19 protein-coding genes are annotated in these 18,423 nt (G+C 33.1%); 10 read left to right on the forward strand and 9 right to left on the reverse strand.

Features of this window, described 5'->3' with window-relative positions; translation table 11 throughout:
- Nucleotides 1-153: 153 nt before the first annotated feature.
- Nucleotides 154-1,305, forward strand: coding sequence for a glycosyltransferase family 4 protein (locus tag LG649_RS08930; protein WP_226543470.1), 1,152 nt, complete (start codon nucleotides 154-156; stop codon nucleotides 1,303-1,305).
- On the forward strand, nucleotides 1,305-2,078 hold the full coding sequence (locus LG649_RS08935; protein ID WP_226543472.1) for a lipopolysaccharide kinase InaA family protein: 774 nt from the start codon (nucleotides 1,305-1,307) through the stop codon (nucleotides 2,076-2,078). The genes LG649_RS08930 and LG649_RS08935 overlap by 1 nt, the downstream gene beginning before the upstream one ends.
- Before the next feature lie 3 nt (nucleotides 2,079-2,081).
- On the opposite strand, the gene LG649_RS08940 is transcribed toward LG649_RS08935, so the two are convergent.
- A complete protein-coding gene (locus LG649_RS08940; RefSeq protein ID WP_226543480.1) occupies nucleotides 2,082-2,927 on the reverse strand; it encodes a glycosyltransferase in 846 nt (281 codons plus the stop codon).
- Between the two features lie 10 nt (nucleotides 2,928-2,937).
- Complete coding sequence (locus LG649_RS08945; protein ID WP_226543482.1) at nucleotides 2,938-3,699, reverse strand: glycosyltransferase family 2 protein; 762 nt, start codon at nucleotides 3,697-3,699, stop codon at nucleotides 2,938-2,940.
- Nucleotides 3,700-3,740: 41 nt separating this feature from the next.
- On the opposite strand from LG649_RS08945, the gene LG649_RS08950 reads away from it, so the two are divergent.
- Nucleotides 3,741-4,565 carry a glycosyltransferase family 2 protein gene (locus tag LG649_RS08950; RefSeq protein ID WP_226543484.1) on the forward strand — a complete coding sequence of 275 codons (825 nt, stop codon included), beginning with the start codon at nucleotides 3,741-3,743 and terminating at the stop codon, nucleotides 4,563-4,565.
- Entirely contained in the window at nucleotides 4,562-5,386 is an 825-nt protein-coding gene (locus LG649_RS08955) for a glycosyltransferase family 2 protein (RefSeq protein ID WP_226543485.1), read from the forward strand. Before LG649_RS08950 ends, LG649_RS08955 begins: the two co-directional genes overlap by 4 nt.
- A 77-nt stretch (nucleotides 5,387-5,463) precedes the next feature.
- Here LG649_RS08955 and LG649_RS08960 read toward each other — a convergent pair whose 3' ends face one another.
- Both LG649_RS08960 and LG649_RS08965 read right to left on the reverse strand, forming a co-directional pair.
- On the reverse strand, nucleotides 5,464-6,522 hold the full coding sequence (locus LG649_RS08960) for a glycosyltransferase family 9 protein (protein WP_226543487.1): 1,059 nt from the start codon (nucleotides 6,520-6,522) through the stop codon (nucleotides 5,464-5,466).
- 76 nt (nucleotides 6,523-6,598) lie between these two features.
- Nucleotides 6,599-7,414, reverse strand: coding sequence for a 2,3,4,5-tetrahydropyridine-2,6-dicarboxylate N-succinyltransferase (locus LG649_RS08965; RefSeq protein WP_226543488.1), 816 nt, complete (start codon nucleotides 7,412-7,414; stop codon nucleotides 6,599-6,601).
- Nucleotides 7,415-7,728: 314 nt separating this feature from the next.
- On the opposite strand from LG649_RS08965, the gene LG649_RS08970 reads away from it, so the two are divergent.
- The 6 genes from LG649_RS08970 (at nucleotide 7,729) to LG649_RS08995 (ending at nucleotide 11,933) form a co-directional block, all read left to right on the forward strand.
- Nucleotides 7,729-8,019 (forward strand): hypothetical protein, encoded by a 291-nt coding sequence (locus LG649_RS08970; protein ID WP_226543489.1) that lies wholly within the window; start codon nucleotides 7,729-7,731, stop codon nucleotides 8,017-8,019.
- 91 nt (nucleotides 8,020-8,110) lie between these two features.
- Nucleotides 8,111-8,521, forward strand: a complete 411-nt coding sequence (ruvX, locus tag LG649_RS08975) for a Holliday junction resolvase RuvX (protein ID WP_226543490.1) — start codon at nucleotides 8,111-8,113, stop codon at nucleotides 8,519-8,521.
- Nucleotides 8,522-8,586: 65 nt separating this feature from the next.
- A complete protein-coding gene (def, locus tag LG649_RS08980; RefSeq protein ID WP_226543491.1) occupies nucleotides 8,587-9,177 on the forward strand; it encodes a peptide deformylase in 591 nt (196 codons plus the stop codon).
- 49 nt (nucleotides 9,178-9,226) lie between these two features.
- On the forward strand, nucleotides 9,227-9,655 hold the full coding sequence (locus tag LG649_RS08985; protein WP_226543492.1) for a DUF5606 family protein: 429 nt from the start codon (nucleotides 9,227-9,229) through the stop codon (nucleotides 9,653-9,655).
- Nucleotides 9,656-9,775: 120 nt separating this feature from the next.
- On the forward strand, nucleotides 9,776-10,447 hold the full coding sequence (locus tag LG649_RS08990; protein WP_226543493.1) for a Crp/Fnr family transcriptional regulator: 672 nt from the start codon (nucleotides 9,776-9,778) through the stop codon (nucleotides 10,445-10,447).
- Nucleotides 10,448-10,523: 76 nt separating this feature from the next.
- On the forward strand, nucleotides 10,524-11,933 hold the full coding sequence (locus tag LG649_RS08995) for a hypothetical protein (protein WP_226543494.1): 1,410 nt from the start codon (nucleotides 10,524-10,526) through the stop codon (nucleotides 11,931-11,933).
- A gap of 86 nt (nucleotides 11,934-12,019) precedes the next feature.
- On the opposite strand, the gene LG649_RS09000 is transcribed toward LG649_RS08995, so the two are convergent.
- The 5 genes from LG649_RS09000 to LG649_RS09020 form a co-directional block, all read right to left on the reverse strand.
- A complete protein-coding gene (locus LG649_RS09000) occupies nucleotides 12,020-14,866 on the reverse strand; it encodes a M16 family metallopeptidase (RefSeq protein WP_226543495.1) in 2,847 nt (948 codons plus the stop codon).
- 100 nt (nucleotides 14,867-14,966) lie between these two features.
- Complete coding sequence (locus tag LG649_RS09005) at nucleotides 14,967-15,656, reverse strand: lycopene cyclase domain-containing protein (protein WP_226543496.1); 690 nt, start codon at nucleotides 15,654-15,656, stop codon at nucleotides 14,967-14,969.
- A complete protein-coding gene (locus LG649_RS09010) occupies nucleotides 15,657-16,109 on the reverse strand; it encodes a sterol desaturase family protein (protein ID WP_226543497.1) in 453 nt (150 codons plus the stop codon). It abuts the gene before it with no gap.
- Nucleotides 16,110-16,119: 10 nt separating this feature from the next.
- Entirely contained in the window at nucleotides 16,120-16,959 is an 840-nt protein-coding gene (locus LG649_RS09015; RefSeq protein WP_226543498.1) for a phytoene/squalene synthase family protein, read from the reverse strand.
- Nucleotides 16,956-18,422, reverse strand: coding sequence for a phytoene desaturase family protein (locus LG649_RS09020; protein ID WP_226543499.1), 1,467 nt, complete (start codon nucleotides 18,420-18,422; stop codon nucleotides 16,956-16,958). Before LG649_RS09020 ends, LG649_RS09015 begins: the two co-directional genes overlap by 4 nt.
- Nucleotide 18,423 lies beyond the last annotated feature (1 nt).

The raw sequence follows: 18,423 nt of genomic DNA on the forward strand, positions 1-18,423 counted from the left end.
TAGTTTTTATAGGTCTAATTTTATTGTTTTCGTTATTTTGCGAATCTAAAGCATTATTATTCGTAATTACGTTGGCTAAAATACTAGTTTTGTTTCATTATATTTTAAGGTGTAATTAATTTTACTGTTGCTTTTTCAATTCAAATAAAGGTTATGCCTAAAAAAGAAAAAATTACAATGCGTTTAATACAGTTTACTGCCGGCACATCTTGGAGAGGACACGAACAGAAAATTATTTATTTATACGAAGCTTTTAAAGATTATGGCTTAGTTGAAGATCAATGGATTATTTGTCCGCATGATTCTGAGATAAGTAAAGTTGCCGAGAGTAAAGGAATGCAAGTCATAACATTTGATTTAAAATCGGAGTACGATTTAAAATTTTCAAAAAAATTAAAAGCTATATGCAATGAAAAAAACGCAAATATGCTTTTTATTCATAGTAGTAAGGCGCATACCTTAGTAGTAATCTCATCCTTGTTATTTGGGTTAAAAGTACCTTTAGTGCTTTGTCGTACCTTAACGAAGCGTGTTGATACAAACTTCTTTAGAAAATGGAAATACAACTACAAAGGCATAAAAAAGATATTATGTATTACACAGCCTGTTGTAGATGTTTTAAAGTTTGCAGTAAAAGATACGTCAAAGCTTCGTATTGTTGGTATTTTAACAGATATTAAAAAGTTTACAAAAACTAAAAAAACAGGAATTTTACACAAAGAATTTAATATTCCGGATGATTATAAAATAATTGGTAATATTGCCGACTTTAGTGATTTTAAGGATCATTTTACTTGGGTTAATACAGTAAAAGAACTAGTATCTAGAAATAATATTAAAGCCAAATATATTCTTGTTGGCAAGGGGGCCTTAGAAGCTCAAGTGCGAGCTCAAGTAAAAGCATTAAATCTTGAGGAGCATATTATATTTACTGGATTTAGAACAGATATTCCAGAGATTTTGCCAGAATTTGATTTATTTTTATTCACCTCTAAAGATGAACCAGCAGGAGGAGTGATTTTAGAGTCATATGCTTGTAGAATCCCAGTTGTAGCTGCTAACGCAGGAGGAGTTCCAGAGTTGGTAATAGATAAAGAAACAGCGTTGTTAGCAAAAGTGGAAAATCCTATTGATTTTGCTGATAAAGTAGAACTTTTACTGCAAGATGAAGAGCTTCAAGAAAAGTTTAAAACTAATGGTTACGAGTTTTTAAAAAATAACTTTACTAAAGAGGTGATTGCAAATAAAATGTTTGAAGAATTAAATGAAGTTTTAATAGCTGAAAACCATAGAGAAGTCAGTTAATGAAGAATATACGAATAGATAGCAATTATAAAATAAATGAAGCTGCGCTAAACGAATTTGTAGAGAAGTTTGATGCGCGCGGAGAAAAATTCACGAATCAAAATCGAAATAAACTTAAAATTTTCGATTTAAATGATTTTAAAGTAGTTATAAAATCATTTAAAATACCAAATTTAGTTAATCAGCTGGCATATAGTTTTTTTAGGAAAAGTAAAGCCAGACGCTCTTTTGAGTACGCTAAAAAATTATTAGCTCTAGGAATTAAAACGCCAGAACCTATTGGTTATTTTGAATATAAACAATTCGGATTGTTTAAAAAAAGTTATTATTTAAGTAAGCATTTTAATTATGATTTTACCATAAGAGCTTTAGTTGATGATGATAATTACCCAAATTACGATCAGATTTTAAGAGCCTTCACGCGGTTTACATTTAAGTTACACGAAAACAAAATTAATTTTCTAGATCATTCACCAGGAAATACATTAATAAAGAAAACCGAAACTGGTTACGACTTTTATTTGGTAGATTTAAACCGAATGAATTTTGAAGAAATGGATTTTGATGCAAGAATGAATAATTTTGCACGTTTATCGCCGCGCGGAAAAATGCTTTCAGTAATGTCAAGCGAATATGCCACACTTTTAGATGATAAAACAGAAGCTCAAGTTAAAGAGCGTATGTTGTATTTTTCAAAACAATTTTCACATAAATTTAAGGCCAGAGAGCGTTTTAAGAAAAAGTACTTTTTCTGGAGAAAAAAAAGAAAATAGCACTTACTTTTCTTTATACAATCCCAATTTACGTTTTAGAATTTTATTGTAGTATTTAAAATACGAATCTAAATAGTTTCTAAAACTGGTAATAAACCATTTGTTTTGCGGAACATTTTTAGCTAATATAAATTCTTGTTTTTGTTTAGATAGCTTAAAGTGAGTTAAAAAGTAATTGATATCAACTTTACTAAAACCTGTAAACTCGTTAATCATATTTTCTTCATGAATTATAGAAGACCAAATACGGCAATCGCTAATGGTTTTTAGCTTGGTTTCATATTTCCAGTGCATGTGTTTTCTGTAATACATGCCTTTTGGATTTTCGTTTTTCTCTATTAACGATATAAACGGATTAAATTTTTGAAGTTTGTATCCAACTCTAACCTTTGGTGTGATTTGTAAAGTGTAGCCATCAATAAAATCTAATGCTAAATAATCCTGTTTATTAAACTGCTTTTGTACTTCGTTTACAAAATGAATACTTAAACAGTCGTCATTATCTAAACCACTTGTTATAACGTACTCTTTAGGGCTGGCAGCTAATTTACTTTGTAAATCTGGTAAAAACTGCGTCATACCATCAACAAAAACAGGTTTAAATTGAGCAGACGCGTTTTCTAAATCTTTTATTTTTTCTTTATATGTTTCAGGTGTATTAACATCAAAATATACTAGCCAAGTAAAATTTTTATTAGTTTGTGCCGCAACACTCGAAAAGCAAAAGTTTGTAAATAACTCAAACCTGTTTTTTAACCAAAGATCAGTTAAAACCACTTGCTGACGCTTGTTATGAGTCCAGTCTTCTCGTCTTAAATTAAATCGGGTCACTATATAATGATCAAACATATTGTTGTTTTTAACTATTCTTCTTAATTAATTCACGCAATTTTATATACTTTAAAAATCGAATATTAGCGGTTTGTACAGATATTATAAATCCGTTTAAGCCATCTAAAAAACCAAGTTTTACAATATACGATTGTATAAAAGCCCAAGTAGGATTTAAAATGATTTTATAAATAGGTGCTTTCTTTCCAAGTTTAAAATTTGATTCGGCCGAAATGCTTGAAAACTTCTCTACACGCTGGTTAAATTCGGAATAACTTTGGTAGGTGTGGTGTAAAATATCACCTTTTAGCAGTGCAGCTTTACTATCTTTATTAAAAAACTTTACCGAGTCGTGGGGGTTTAAACCGCCCCATTGTGCTTTAGTCTTATCAAAAACACGGAGTTTTTTATCAGGATACCAGGTAGTGTGCTTAATCCATTGTCCGCAAAAATAATTAAAGCGTTTGGCTATGTAACCATCGTGAACCCAATTAGATTTTAAATGTAGAATGGATTGTTTTAAGGTTTCCGATAAATACTCGTCGGCATCTAAACAAACCACATGGTTGTAGTTAGCCTTACTTAAAGCAAAGTTTTTCTGCTCGACATACCCTAAAAAAGCTTGTTCAATAAAAGTGACGTTATATTTTTGGCAAATGGCTTTGGTGTGGTCTGTTGAAAGGGAATCGACTACAACAATTTCATCAACAATACCAACTAAAGATTGCAGGCAGGTTTCAATCTTGTCTTCTTCGTTGTAGGTAATAATAACACCAGATAGTTTAAGCATTAATGCATATAATTTTGGGTAAAAATACTTAATTTTACCATATGAACAAGCCACTAGCATCAGTTATAATTACGACCTATAATAAGCCAGAATTTTTAAAATTAGTGTTGTTAAGTTACAGCTTACAAACTGTAAAAAATTTTGAACTTATTATTGCCGATGATGGTTCTGGAGTTGAAACAAAACAAGTTGTTGAAGATTTTAAGGAGAATACAAACTTGGTAATTAATCATGCTTGGCATGAAGATAAAGGCTTCAGAAAAACAGAAATTTTAAATAAAGCTATTCTTAAAACCAATGCAGATTATTTAATTTTTACAGATGGCGATTGTATTGCTAGAAAAGATTTTGTGGAAACACATCTAAATCTTCAAAAAGAAAATTCGGCACTTTCTGGAGGATATTTTAAATTAACTCAAGAAGTTTCAGAAAAAATAACGAATAAAGTAGTTGAAAATCAGGAATGTTTTAATAAAAATTGGTTGTTAAGTCAAGGTCAGCCTAAGTCTTTCAAATTAAATAAATTAACTAAGCATAAGTTTAAAGCTAAGTTTTTAAACGCAGTAACGCCCACCAAAGCAACCTTTGATGGCATGAATGTATCTTGTTGGAAAAAAGATATGTTGGCAGTAAATGGTTTTAACGAGCAAATGCAATACGGAGGGTTAGATCGTGAAGTTGGTGAACGCATGAGGAATAAAGGAGTAACATTTTTACAAATTAGATATAGCGCCATTTGTGTACATTTGCACCACAATAGACCTTATAAAAATGAAGAAACTCTTAAATTGAACAAGAAAATAAGGCAAAACAATAAAAAGAACAAAACTGTAGTTACCAAATTTGGTATAACAAAATACGAATGAAGCAACCTGAAATATCTGTAATAATAAGTACTTACAATGCTGAAGCTTGGTTAGAAAAAGTAATGTGGAGTTATCACAAGCAAAGTTTTAAAAACTTTGAAATGGTAATTGCTGACGATGGTTCAAAACAACCAACCTTTAGTTTAATTGAAAAAATGCAAAAGCTTGTCGATTATCCTATTATTCACGTTTGGCATGAGGATAACGGATTTCAAAAATCGCAAATATTAAACAAGGCGGTTTTAAAATGTAATGCTGACTATATTTTAATGAGTGATGGCGATTGTATGGCGCGAGAAGATTTTGTGCAAGTACATGTAGATAAAAAAGAACCAGGTTATTTTTTGTCTGGAGGTTATTTTATGCTACCCATGGATATATCCAAAGCCATAACTAAAGACGATATTTTTAATCAAAATCCATTTGACGCTTCTTGGTTAAAGTCGAAAGGTTTAAAAGCATCTTTTAAAAATAACAAACTAACAGCAAAGGGTTTTAAAGCTAAGTTTTTAAATGCGGTGACGCCAACAACACCAAGTTGGAACGGACATAATGCATCGGGCTGGAAAAAAGATATTTTAGCGATAAATGGCTTTGATGAGCGCATGCAGTACGGTGGGCAAGATCGCGAATTGGGCGAGCGGTTATTTAATTATGGTATAAAATCGAAGCAAATTAGGTATAGTGCTATTTGTGTACACCTCGATCATCCAAGAGGTTATAAAACCCAAGAATCCATAAACAAAAATTTAGCAATTAGGGCCACTACAAAAAACGAAAAACTTGCTTGGACCGATTACGGTATTGTTAAAAAGGATTGAGATGTTGTATATTTGATAAACCAACAATTTATGTAGTGTTTGTCAACCTGAACGTGTTTCGGGTTCTTATTTAAAAACTAGTTTTCTTCTAAAAAGAGTTTTAATTGGTCTACAATTAAATTAGGTGTAAAAGCTTTATAGAGGCTTTTATAATTCGCTTTTAAGTATTTTTTCGATGTATTAGTGTAAAGTTCAGGTTTTAGGTCGTTTAAATGTATAGAAACGTGAGTTTTTCCATCCTCAAACATATTCCAGGCGGCTTTTGTAATCCAAGGAGAAAAAATGGTAAACGTTGGTACATCAATAGCTTTGGCCATGTTTACAGCCCCACCTTCGTTACCTATTAGGGCGGTACAGTGTTTGGTTATGGCAATAAATTCGCGTAGGCTTTTACCAAAAACATCAAATTTAATGTGTTGCTGTGTTTCTGGTTTACACGTATTGTAAATGGCTTTGGCGTCTTCTTCTTGATTTGGAATATAATTAAAAAGAATTTGACCTTGGGTTGCAATAACAAGGGCATCAAGGAGTTCGGCCATGTAATTAAAAGGATAAGTTTTCTTTTGGCTGCTTCCTAAAACACTTATCATATAAATAGGCTTTAACAAATCCAAGCCATGATTCAGTAAAAATGCTTTGGAATGTTTAAGCTCTTCTGGCGTTAAATAAATTTTAGGAGTTTGGTTTTTAGGCTTATAGTTTAAAATAGGTTTTAAAAGTTGTAATCTGTTTTCTATGGCTAAACCTGCAGGTGTTTTAGGGGTTGTAGCATCTGCAAAGGTATGGGTATAAATAAAAGCACTGTACCATTTGTACTTTGAGATTCTAATATTTGCAGAAGATATGTAACTTATCACATTACTGGAGAATTTGGAGTAAACATCAATAACAATATCGTATTTTTCCTTTTTAATGCGTTGTGCAAACCTAAATAAGGCTTTTTTACTTTTAGCTTCCTTTTTGGTGTAGTAAATAACATGGTTTATAAACGGATGGTGTTTTATAACCGGAGAGGTGTGCTCGTTTATTAAATAGTCTAACTGAGCTTCAGGAAATTCAACGTTCAAGGCTTCAAATAAAATGCTACTGGTAAGCACATCACCAATCATTTTTTGTTGAATAATTAATATTTTCATCTAAAAGTAAGTATAAAAAAACTCCCAAATTCCGAATTGATAATTTAAGAATTTGGGAGTGAATATAGTGTTTGTTTTAAACCGCAACATCGTTTTCACGAAGCGCATCGTTTAAAGACGTTTTCTTATCTGTACTTTCTTTACGCTTACCAATAATTAAAGCACATGGTACTTGGTATTCTCCAGCAGGGAATGTTTTAGTGTAACTTCCAGGAATTACAACCGAACGAGCGGGTACGCGACCTTTCATTTCTACAGGTTCATCTCCAGTAACGTCAATAATTTTTGTACTCATGGTTAATACAACGTTAGCGCCTAAAACGGCTTCTTTTTCAACGTGTACACCTTCAACAACAATACAGCGAGATCCTACAAATACATTGTCTTCAATAATAACCGGAGCAGCTTGTAATGGCTCTAAAACACCTCCAATACCAACACCACCAGAAAGGTGTACATGCTTTCCAATTTGTGCACAACTACCAACAGTAGCCCATGTGTCAACCATGGTGCCTTCATCTACATAAGCACCAATATTTACATAACTAGGCATTAAAATAGTACCAGGAGATAGGTAAGAGCCTTGACGTGCAGAAGCACCAGGCACAACGCGAACACCTTGCCCTGCATAGTCTGTTTTTAAAGGCATTTTGTCGTGGTATTCAAATACACCGGCTTCTAAAGTTTCCATTTTTTGAATTGGGAAATAAAGCACAACAGCTTTCTTTACCCATTCATTCACTTGCCATCCATCTGCAGTGGGTTCAGCTACTCGTAATTCGCCTTTATCTAATTTTTCAATTACAGATCTAATCGCATTGGTAGTAGCTTCATCTTTTAAAAGCGAGCGGTCATCCCATGCCTTTTCTATGATTTGTTGTAACTCAGTCATTATAATATTTAAGTTTTTTGACAAATATAATAGGTCTCATGAAAATATCACGATTAACGGTATTACAAATGTCTATAATACTGTAAAAAAGCTTTATTTCTAAATGGCTAATAGGTGGATATGTCTTTGAATAGCAGTTTGGTGTCGATGAATGGTGTGTTTCTGTCGTTAAATTGTGTTTCGAATTGTTTTTGTGTATTTCAACGTCTAAAAACAACAGTTCGTCTTATAAACGAGAATTCTGGTGCATACAACTAGTTTTTTATATGAAAAGAACTTGTGAATATATCTTTGAGGTGTAAAACAACAAAATCATGAAAATTAATTTCTACATAGCATTAGGTTTCCTTTTAAGTGTGTCTTTGGCTTCAGCTCAAAACACTTCAGAAGTGCCTGCTACTAAAGTAGAAAAAGAAATGATTGTTGCTAATAGCGCAAGCGAAGCAGAAGCTACTAATTCTGATGTAATATTAATATCTGCAGACGAATTAAAGCAAACGGTGGCTCGTGGTGCTAGCGATATTAGAAAATATTTAACTAGAGAAAGAAAAGCAGGAAATATTAGTGTAGTTTTTCCTAAATCAAATAAAGCGTTAAAAGCGTAATAATAAATTTAAATATTAATAATTTAAGGTTAATTAAATAAAAAAGGCTGTTTTTTAAACAGCCTTTTTTGTTTTTTATACCTTTATGGCCATGGGAAGAATTTTAGCAATAGATTTTGGTACAAAACGAACAGGTATAGCGGTTACAGACGAGTTGCAAATAATAGCTTCAGGGTTAACTACAGTAAATACCAAAGATTTGTTGATTTTTTTAACCGATTATATTAAAAAAGAAACCGTAGAGCTTTTTGTTATAGGAGAACCAAAACAAAAGGATAATACAGCCTCAGAGAGCGAGAAGTTTATCAAGGCCTTTATAGTGAAACTTCAAAAAACGATACCGAGTATTCCAATTAAACGTGTAGACGAACGTTTTACCTCCAAAATGGCATTTCAAACCATGATAGATAGTGGTTTAAAAAAGAACCAAAGAAAAAATAAAGCGTTAATAGACGAAATTAGCGCAACCTTAATTCTGCAAAATTATCTATACTCAAAATAATATGTAGGAGCAATACTAGCAAATAAATTATAAGTTAGTATTTTTGCGCAACCAAAAAAAAAGTAATGATATTACCAATAGTAGCTTACGGCGACCCTGTATTAAGAAAAAAAGCTAAAGATATAACTTCCGATTATCCCAAGCTTAAAGAATTAATAGCTAACATGTTCGAAACCATGTATAATGCTTCTGGTGTAGGTTTAGCAGCACCCCAAATTGGCCTGCCTATCCGAATGTTTTTGGTCGATACAACTCCTTTTGCAGAGGATGAAGATTTAACCAAAGAAGAGCAATCAGCATTAAAAGACTTTAAAAAAGTGTTCATCAATGCAAAAATAATTCAAGAAGAAGGTGAAGAATGGGCATTCAATGAAGGCTGTTTAAGCATACCAGATGTAAGAGAAGATGTGTACAGAAAACCTAAAATTACTATCGAATATTTGGATGAAGATTTTAATAAGTATACCGAAACTTACGATGGATTGGTAGCCCGTGTTATACAGCACGAATACGACCATATAGAAGGGGTTTTATTTACAGATAAATTATCAAGTTTAAAAAAACGATTAATTAAAGGAAGATTAGCTAATATATCAAAAGGCAAAATTAGAATAGATTATAGAATGCGCTTTCCTGCCGAAAAAAAGAAAAGATAACTTGCAAGATTACAGTAAACATGTAATTTTACAGCCCAAAAAATAACATATGAGTTTAGAAAAAGTTTTAGCAATTTCTGGTAAACCAGGATTATATAAATTAATAGCCCAAACCCGAGGGGGGTTTGTAGCCGAATCGTTAATAGATAATAAACGCATATCGGTAACCATGCAAAATAACGTGAGTGTTTTAAGTGAAATAGCCATCTATACCTTAGAAGAAGAAGTGCCATTACACGATGTGTTAAAGAAAATAAAAGATAAAGAAAATGCTAACATCGCATCAGTAAAACCCAAGGATAGTAAAGATAAATTGGAAGAATATTTTTTCGAGATTTTACCTAATTATGATGAAGATAGAGTTTATGCCAGCGATATTAAAAAAGTAATTCAGTGGTATAACTTACTTCAAAAGCACAATATGTTAGAGCTTCTTGAAGATAAAGCAACTGCTGATACTACAGATGAAGAAGAATAGTTGAAAAACATAATAAATAAAAAGCCTCTTTTTTTTAAGAGGCTTTTTTTTATACAATTGTGAAAGTTATGTTAATTATTTCCGACAGTAAAAGAACTCAACTAACAAAACACCCACACAATGAACTCAATTTGGTTTTTCGAAGATGTAAACCTTTTTAAAGTGTTATGTCCTCATAAGTTTAAAAAGTATAAAAGCGCACATTGTTTCGATACATACAAGAAACAAGACTATATTTATTTTGAAGAGGAAGCCTCAAATAAAGTATTTTTAATTGAAAAAGGAAAAGTAAAAATTGGATATTACAACGAAGACGGATCCGAAGTAATAAAAGCCATATTAACAAAAGGGCAATTATTTGGCGAAAAAGCCATTTTAGGAGAAAATACACGCGATGAATTTGCGCAATCCATAGAAAATACAACAAGCATTTGCCCTATAGGTGTCGATACGATGCACGATTTAATGCGAGACAACCAAACCTTTAGCTTTAAGGTTTATAAATTTATAGGATTTAAATTTCAAAAGCTGGAACGCCGATTAAAATTGTTAATGTTTAAAGATGCTAAAACAAGATTAGCAGAATTTCTTGAAGAATTATGTCATGAATATGGCTACGATTGCCAAAAAACCGGAGATAAAATTATACAACATCCTTACACACAAAAAGATATCGCATCTTTAATAGGAACCTCTAGACCTACATTAAACATACTTTTAAACGAATTAAAAGAACAAAATGTAATAGAATTTAATAGAAAAGAGATAAGAATTTATAAAAAAATGGCTTAGTGTTAGCTAGCTAACATTTTATAATCTGGTGATAATTTAATTTTGAATCAAGAAAAATTAAAAAAAATATATTACTATGATTAAAAAATTCTTATTAGGCGTTTTAGCTTCAGCATTTTTATTTGTGTCTTGTGAAGATGATGATACAAATGTAGTTTCAACAAACGGAGGAACATTATCAGGTGGTCCATTCACCTTTTATGTAGATGGTACTTCAGATTACGTAACAGATATTTCATTGTCTAACGATATTGAAGGAGAAAATACAACCTATGTAATTACTGATGATGCAGGAAATATTTTAGGTTTACCAGCCACTATAACCGATTTAGAAGGTGTAGATTTTGATGGTGCCGGTGTTGGTGTGTGTTTAATTTGGCATTTAGCTTACGAAGATGGTTTATCTGGCTTAGCTACAGGTAACACTACAGCAGACTTATCTGGAAACTTCGATTTTTCAAACAGTCTTACTGTAAACCGTTTAGGAGGTCCTGATGCAGGAACCTTAGTGGGTGGGCCATTTACATTTACTGCTGGCGACGGTGTAGTGGATAATGTATCTGGAATTACAAATTCTGGAACACCAAATGGTACAAATTTCTCTTACATAATTACAGATGAAGCAGGAACAATTCTTGGGTTACCTGGTACTTTAACCGATTTAGAAGGTGTAGATTTTGATGGTGCCGGTGTGGGCGTATGTTTAATCTGGTATATTCGTTATGAAGAGGGGTTAACAGGATTAGGAGCAGGGCAAAGTGCAAGCGATTTATCTGGAATTTTCGATCTATCTAACAGTTTAGTAGTGAACAGAGAAGCTTACGTTAATGCAGGAACTTTAGAAGGTGGCCCATTTACATTTACTGTAGGTGATGGAATGGCAGATATGGTGTCTGGTATTACAAATGCTGAAATGACTTCCGGTACAAATGCCTCATACATAATTACAGATGAAGCAGGAACAATTTTAGGTTTACCAGGAACAATTACCGATGTTGAAGGTGTAGATTTTGATGGAGCAGGAGCAGGAGTGTGCTTAATTTGGTATATCAGATATGAAGATGACCTAATGGGATTAGCTATGGGTGAAAGTGCAAGTAACTTATCAGGTACTTTCGATTTGTCTAATAGTATAACGGTAAACAGAGAGCCTTATACAAACGCTGGAACGCTTGAAGGTGGACCATTTAACTTTACGGCAGGTGATGGTATGGCAGATTACGTGTCTGGGATTTCAAACTCTGGAACACCAGCCGGAACGAATGCAACTTATATAATTACAGATGATGCGGGTAATATTTTAGGATTACCAGCAACTTTAGCAGATTTAGAAGGAGTAAACTTTGATGGCGCTGGTGTAGGAGTATGCTTAATCTGGTATTTAAGATATGAAGATGGAATTACAGGATTAATGATGGGAGAAAATGCTAGTAATTTAAGTGGGTATTTCGATTTATCGAACTCAATTACGGTAAACAGAAATTAATTATTAGTATAAGTTGAGTTTAATTGAGTAAAAAAAAGTGCAGTAGTTTACTGCACTTTTTTATATTCAAAATAAGTAATAGAGTATTAGTCTTCAGGGTACAAAATCCCAATAATAGGAGCATCACTTAAGTATTTAACAGCAACGTTTTTAATATCGGCTTTGGTAAGGGCATCTACATCGCTTTCAAAATCAAAAATACGTGAGGTATCCTTTTGTAAATAATCGGCATCTTTTAAAGTAGATAGCCAAAACTTATTATCCTTTAAGTCTTCTTTATATTCTAGTTTTTGAGCTTCTTTTATTTTAGCTAAATCGGCATCTGTTGGCCCATTGTTTACAAGCGTTTCAATTTCAGTTAAAGCAGCGGCTTTAAGTTTGTCAACATTTTCTGGTCCACAAGGGAAATTTACCGAGAAATTATACCATCCATAAGGAAATTTAGTAATAGAACCCCTGGCGCCAACACCATAAACACCACCTTCTTCTTCGCGAAGCTTTTCAATAAGTTTTATACTTAAAATTTCTCCTAAGCTCTTTAAAGCATGGTGTTCTTTATTGGTGTAAGTAGTTTCTCCTTGGTAAATAATACGAACAAAACTTTTGGGGTCTACTCCTTTTTTAATGATATTTTCTTGACCACCAGTTAGCGGTCTAAAATCAAAAGTTTGGTAAGTGTCTGGGGCTTCTTTTGCAGGTAAGCTAGCTAAATAAGTTTGGCTTAAACTTTTAATGCGGTCCTCATCAATATTACCTACAAAATAAAAATGAAAGCCATTGGCATTATCAAATAGCTCGGTGTATTTGTCGTAAGCTAAATCATAATTCATTTGGTCAAATTTCTCGGGGGTAGGGAACCCGGTAAAGCGTGGATTTTTACCAGATAAAAATTTGCCCATTTCTATTTGAAAATAAAAATTAGGGTTAGAGAGGATATTACCAAGCATAGCTTTTTGCTTGCCGGTATAAGAAGCATAGGCATCTTTGTTTTTATTCAATTTGGTAAAATATAGATGTGTTAATTGAAAAAGTTCTTCAATAGCTTTGGGTGAAGCCATTCCGGATATAGAGGTGTTATAAGTGCTTATTCTCGGAGAAACTCTAACAATTTTGCCAGATAACATTTGGTCTAAAGTCGTTTTATCAAAGCTGTTTACACCAGCTTCAGATAATCCATTATAAGCAAATGAGGTGGCTAAATAATCTTCTGTTGAGAGGTTAGAGGTACCACCAAAGCCAAAAGCATCAAACAAAATTTCATCATTTTTAAAATCAGTCTTTTTATAAGTAACAATAGCACCATTGCTCAAATATAAAGTGGTAGTTCCTAATGTAGCATTAGTTTCTGTTTTGGTAATACCTCCAGCTGTTGGTAATTCGCTAATTAATGAAGAGGCCAATTGTTTGTCTTCGTAAGGAGTTAAAGTGGTGTTTTTTACAGCGTTAATTAAAGTGGTTACTTGTGCTTTAGTAACTGGCTCTAAGCCCTCTTTCTCGGGTCCTGTAAGGATAATAACACGGTTGGTTTCCTTTATGTAGTCAGAAATTAGGGCGTTTACATCTTCTAGTTTAGCTTCGGGTAAAAAGTTTTTGTAGAAATTGTACTCCCAAGTAATTCCGGGCATAGGCTCGTTATTTAAAAAATGTCTAACATATTCAGAAATAATCCGTTTAGATTCTGTTTTATCTTTATCCTTAAACGATTGTTCCATTCGAGCTAGTAAATCTTTTTTAGCTCTTTCAAATTCTCCAGGATTAAAGCCAAATTGCCTAACGCGTTCGTTTTCTTCTAAAAGTGTTTTAAGAGCGTTTAGTTGTCCGGTTTCACTAGTCATAGCGAAAGATTGATAGGCTTCTTTGGTGTCTGCCCAAGTGCCACCATGAAATGAATACCCATAAACAAAGGGAGGGTTAGGGCTGTTTCTTAATTCGTCTAAACGATTGTTTATCATCTGACTGAATAAGGATTCTAAAACATCTTTTTTATAATCTTCTAAAGTGATGCTAGCTGAGGCATTGTCTAAATCCTTAAACATAACTTGAACTCTGGTAAAAGGAGCTTCTTTATCCGATTCAATAGCTATTAGGGTTTCATCATGATTGGTTAAATAATAGGATGCTCGTGTTTTGGGATGTTCAGGATTTTTGATACCGCCAAAATGGGATTTAATTTTTTCTTCTAGTAGAGCTACATCTACATCGCCTACAGCCATTACAGCCATTAAATCTGGGCGATACCAATCTTTGTAAAAACGAATTAAACTTTCGTAATTAAAGTTTTCAAGAATATCTTTTTTTCCTATAGGTAAGCGTTCGGCGTACTTAGACCCATAAAGTACTTTAGGAAGGTAATTTTGCATCATACGCTCATCAGCGCCTTGACCTAGTCGGTACTCTTCCAGAACAACACCACGTTCTTTATCAATCTCTTCAGGGGTTAAAAGAGCATTGTGAGCCCAATCTTCAATGATTTGAAAGCCTTTTTCTAGTTTTTCAGGATCGTCACTCGGTATGGGTAAAATATAAACAGTTTCGTCAAAACTAGTGTAGGCGTTTAAATGGGCGCCAAATTTTACACCAATACTCTGTAAATAATCAACCAGTTCGTTTTTTTTGAAGTTTTTAGTGCCATTAAAGTTCATGTGTTCCATAAAATGGGCTAATCCTTGTTGGTCATCATCCTCAAGAATAGAGCCTGCTTTAACAACAAGACGGAGTTCTACTTTATTTTCAGGTTTGCCGTTGTTTTTAATGTAGTAAGTAAGGCCGTTTTCTAAAGTTCCTGTTTTGACTTCTGGGTTAAAAGGAATGGTCGTTGAAATCGAATCAACAGTTGAGGTGTTAGAGGCAGAGGTTGTGGCAACAGGTTCTAGCTGAGGCTTGCATGAAATAAATGCAAGCAGTGTGAATAGGAGATAGATTGTTTTTTTCATGAATGAATGTAAATAAGATTATTTTAATGTATTAAAAATAGTAATAATTTATTTACAAATTCGTATTGTTAAAAAGGAATATGTTTAAAATAGAGTCAAATTAGCGGTTTAAGCGTTTTGCTTTTGGGGATATAATCAACAAATGAATTAAAATTAAAGAGAAGGCATAAACCGAATCCTCAATAGGGATGGTAAATAACCGGATACCTAAATTCTCTTCGTTATTATACCAAACGACTTCATTGTCAATAAAACTTCCTGTTAATACACCATTAACGATAAAAAAGGGAATTAACATAACCAAAAAGGTTAATAAGTACTGTTGCAAAATGTTTGGGGATTTTAAAAGCGTGAAAGCCATGAGGAACGCGCCCAATAAAAAATTAATTAGGGTATACCATTTATCCCAATTATATACAGCAATACCTAAAAATATTAGGCATAAAATAAAGCCTATAGCTGTACTTAAGGGTTTTTGTAGTGCTATTTTTGGAAAATAATATAAGAGTGCAAAATGTGTAAAGACACAGGCATACGGAATGCAAATAAAAAACAACCATTCTTCTATGGGTAAATTAAAAATGGTAATACCCAGATAATAATCGGGGTTAAAACCCCAGATGTTATAATGGGTAAAAAGAATATCCCAAGGGATAAAAACAATAAAATTAACAGCTATACCAATAAATAAAGGCTTCCAAAGGGTGTGAAATTTTAGTTTGGGGTGAAAACTGTAAAGAAAAGGAATAGAAAAGGAGCCTAAATTTAATAATAAATATAAGTAAGGCATTTATTTAGTTTTGAAGTATTTAAAAGGAACCAAAAGCATTCCAAAGCATTCGCCATCTTCCTTCCCTATATGCTTATGATGCATTTTATGTGCGCGCCTAACGCCTTTGGCATATCTATTATTAGCGTTGCGAAGGAGTTTGAAACGCTGATGTATAAAAATGTCGTGTACAATAAAATAACATAGCCCGTATGCAAAAATACCTAAGCCAATAGGGAGGCCAGCCCAAAAACTAGTGTATTTCCAAAGTAAGAAAAAGCCAATACTTACAACGGCATAAAATAAAAAGAAAGCATCATTGCGCTCAAACCAACTATCATGATCTTTTTTGTGATGGTCTTGGTGTAAGTGCCATAAAAAGCCATGCATAATGTATTTATGGGTAAACCACGCCATAAATTCCATAAAACAAAAAGTGCCTAAAAAAATAAGAATCCAGTATAATAAGTGCATAACATTAATATTATAATAAATTTAATTGATATTTGACATAACTACGCATTAAAAGTTCTATTTTTTTAGGATTAGAAACTCGAATTCTAGAATCTTTAATTTTTAAGGCGGGGGTGTCTTTAAGTTTCTCTAATAATTGTTTGTAATACCTGTATGCTGTAAACACCCCAAATCTCGCTTCTATGGGGAGCTTTTTTATACCCTGTAACCCCTTTTCAAAATCCTGTTCAATATCCTTGATAATATCTTGTTTAGATAGCTCATTTAAATTGCTAAGATCTGTATTAGGAAAATAACTGCGGTTTAGTAAATCGTAATCCGCTTTTAAATCTCTTAAAAAGTTTACTTTTTGAAAGGCAGACCCCAAGGCCATAGCCGTATCTTTTAAGGCGTCATATTTGTCTTGGTCTCCGTTTACAAATACTTTTAAACACATTAAACCAACCACATCGGCAGAACCATAAATATAGGTTTTAAATTCTTCCTGTGTTAAATAAGTGCTTTTATGTAAATCGGTTTTCATGCTATGCATAAAAGCATCAACAAGCTCCTTGTCTAAATCATATTTATGGTATGTGTACTGGAATGCATTTAAAATAGGATTTAAACTTATTTTGTGTTCCAAGGCTAACTCTAAATCCTCATGAAATTTATTAAAAAGTTGCTCTTGTTGGTAATCATGAAAAGAATCAACAATTTCATCAGCAAAGCGTACAAAGCCATAAATATTATAAATATCGTTTCTAATGCTCTTATATAGCATTTTTGTGGCTAGAGAAAACGAAGTACTGTAGGTCTGAGTTACTAACTTGCTGGAGCTGTAAGAGACATGGTCGAATAATGTTTTCATAAGGAATGATATTTATTAACTAAATCGGCAACCAATTTTCCTGATATTAAGGAAGGAGGGACGCCAGGACCAGGTACAGTTAATTGACCTGTGAAATATAAATTTTTGACGGTTTTACTCTTGAGTTTAGGTCGTAAAAAAGCGGTTTGTAAAAGAGTATTAGCCATACCATACGCATTGCCTTTATAGGAATTATAATCTTTTATAAAATCGTTGACACAAAAACTTTCCTTTAAGATAATACTTTTTTTAACATCTTGATTAGTAAGGTGTTCAAATCGGGAAATTATTTTATCAAAATACAAATCCCTAAGTTCAGGGGTGTCCTCTAGCCCTGGGGCTAACGGAATTAAAAAAATACCAGCTTCTTGACCTTCAGGGGCGGCATGTGAATCAGTTTTACTAGGGAAACTAGCATAAAATAATGGAGATTCAGGCCATTTCGGATCGTCGTAAATAGCCTTGGCATGTACATCGAAATCAACATCAAAAAATAAAGTGTGATGGTTGACGTGATTTAATTTTTTATTAAAGCCTACATAAAAAAGTAGCGAAGAAGGAGCAAAGGTTTTTTTGTCCCAATAAGCTTCAGAATATTGTCTGTACTCAGGTTTTAATAAAGTTTCGCTGTGATGGTAATCGGCACCACTAATAATAATATCTGCAAAATGTTTTTGACCTCGGGATTCAATGCCAATAGCACTGCCGTTGTTTACAATAATGTTATCAACAGGGTGATTAGTGTAAATACTAACTCCTAACGCTTTAGCAAGGCTTTGTATGCCTAGTATAACTTCATACATCCCTTTTTTAGGATGAAAGGTGCCAAGGCCAAAATCAGCATAATTCATAAAGTTATAAAAGGAAGGGGTATCACTGGGTTTGGCGCCCAGAAATAATACAGGAAATTCAAGGATTTGAATGAGCTTTTTATTTTTAAAAGCCTTCCTCACATCGCGTTTAATAGTGCTAAAAAACTGATTAAGTTTTTTTATGGTTGCAGGAGTTATAAGCTCCAATGGCGATTCTCCAGGGTTATAAACTAAGTCCTTAATAGCGATATTATAATTGCTTTGTGCTTGATCTATAAATTTTTGAAGTTTTTTGGCGCTGCCTTGTTCCTCGTTTTCAAACGCTATTTTTATTTTTTCCAGAGTATCTTCAATGGTAATAAAATCATGTTTACCAAAATAAACGCTGTAAGCCGGGTTTAATTTTTCTAGACGGTAGTAGTCTGATGGCGTTTTATTGAAATCAGCAAAAAAACGCTCAAAAACATCGGGCATCCAATACCATGTGGGGCCAATATCAAAGGTAAAGCCATCTTTTTTTAATTGTCTGGCACGACCGCCTACGTTGGCATTTTTCTCAAAAATACTAACCTCATACCCTTGTTTAGCTAAGTAGCACGAGGCGGCTAACGACGAAAAACCAGAGCCTATAATATGTATTGTTTTCTTCATT

The sequence above is a fragment of the Neotamlana laminarinivorans genome (genome assembly GCF_020523925.1).
Taxonomy (GTDB): Bacteria; Bacteroidota; Bacteroidia; order Flavobacteriales; family Flavobacteriaceae; genus Neotamlana; species Neotamlana laminarinivorans.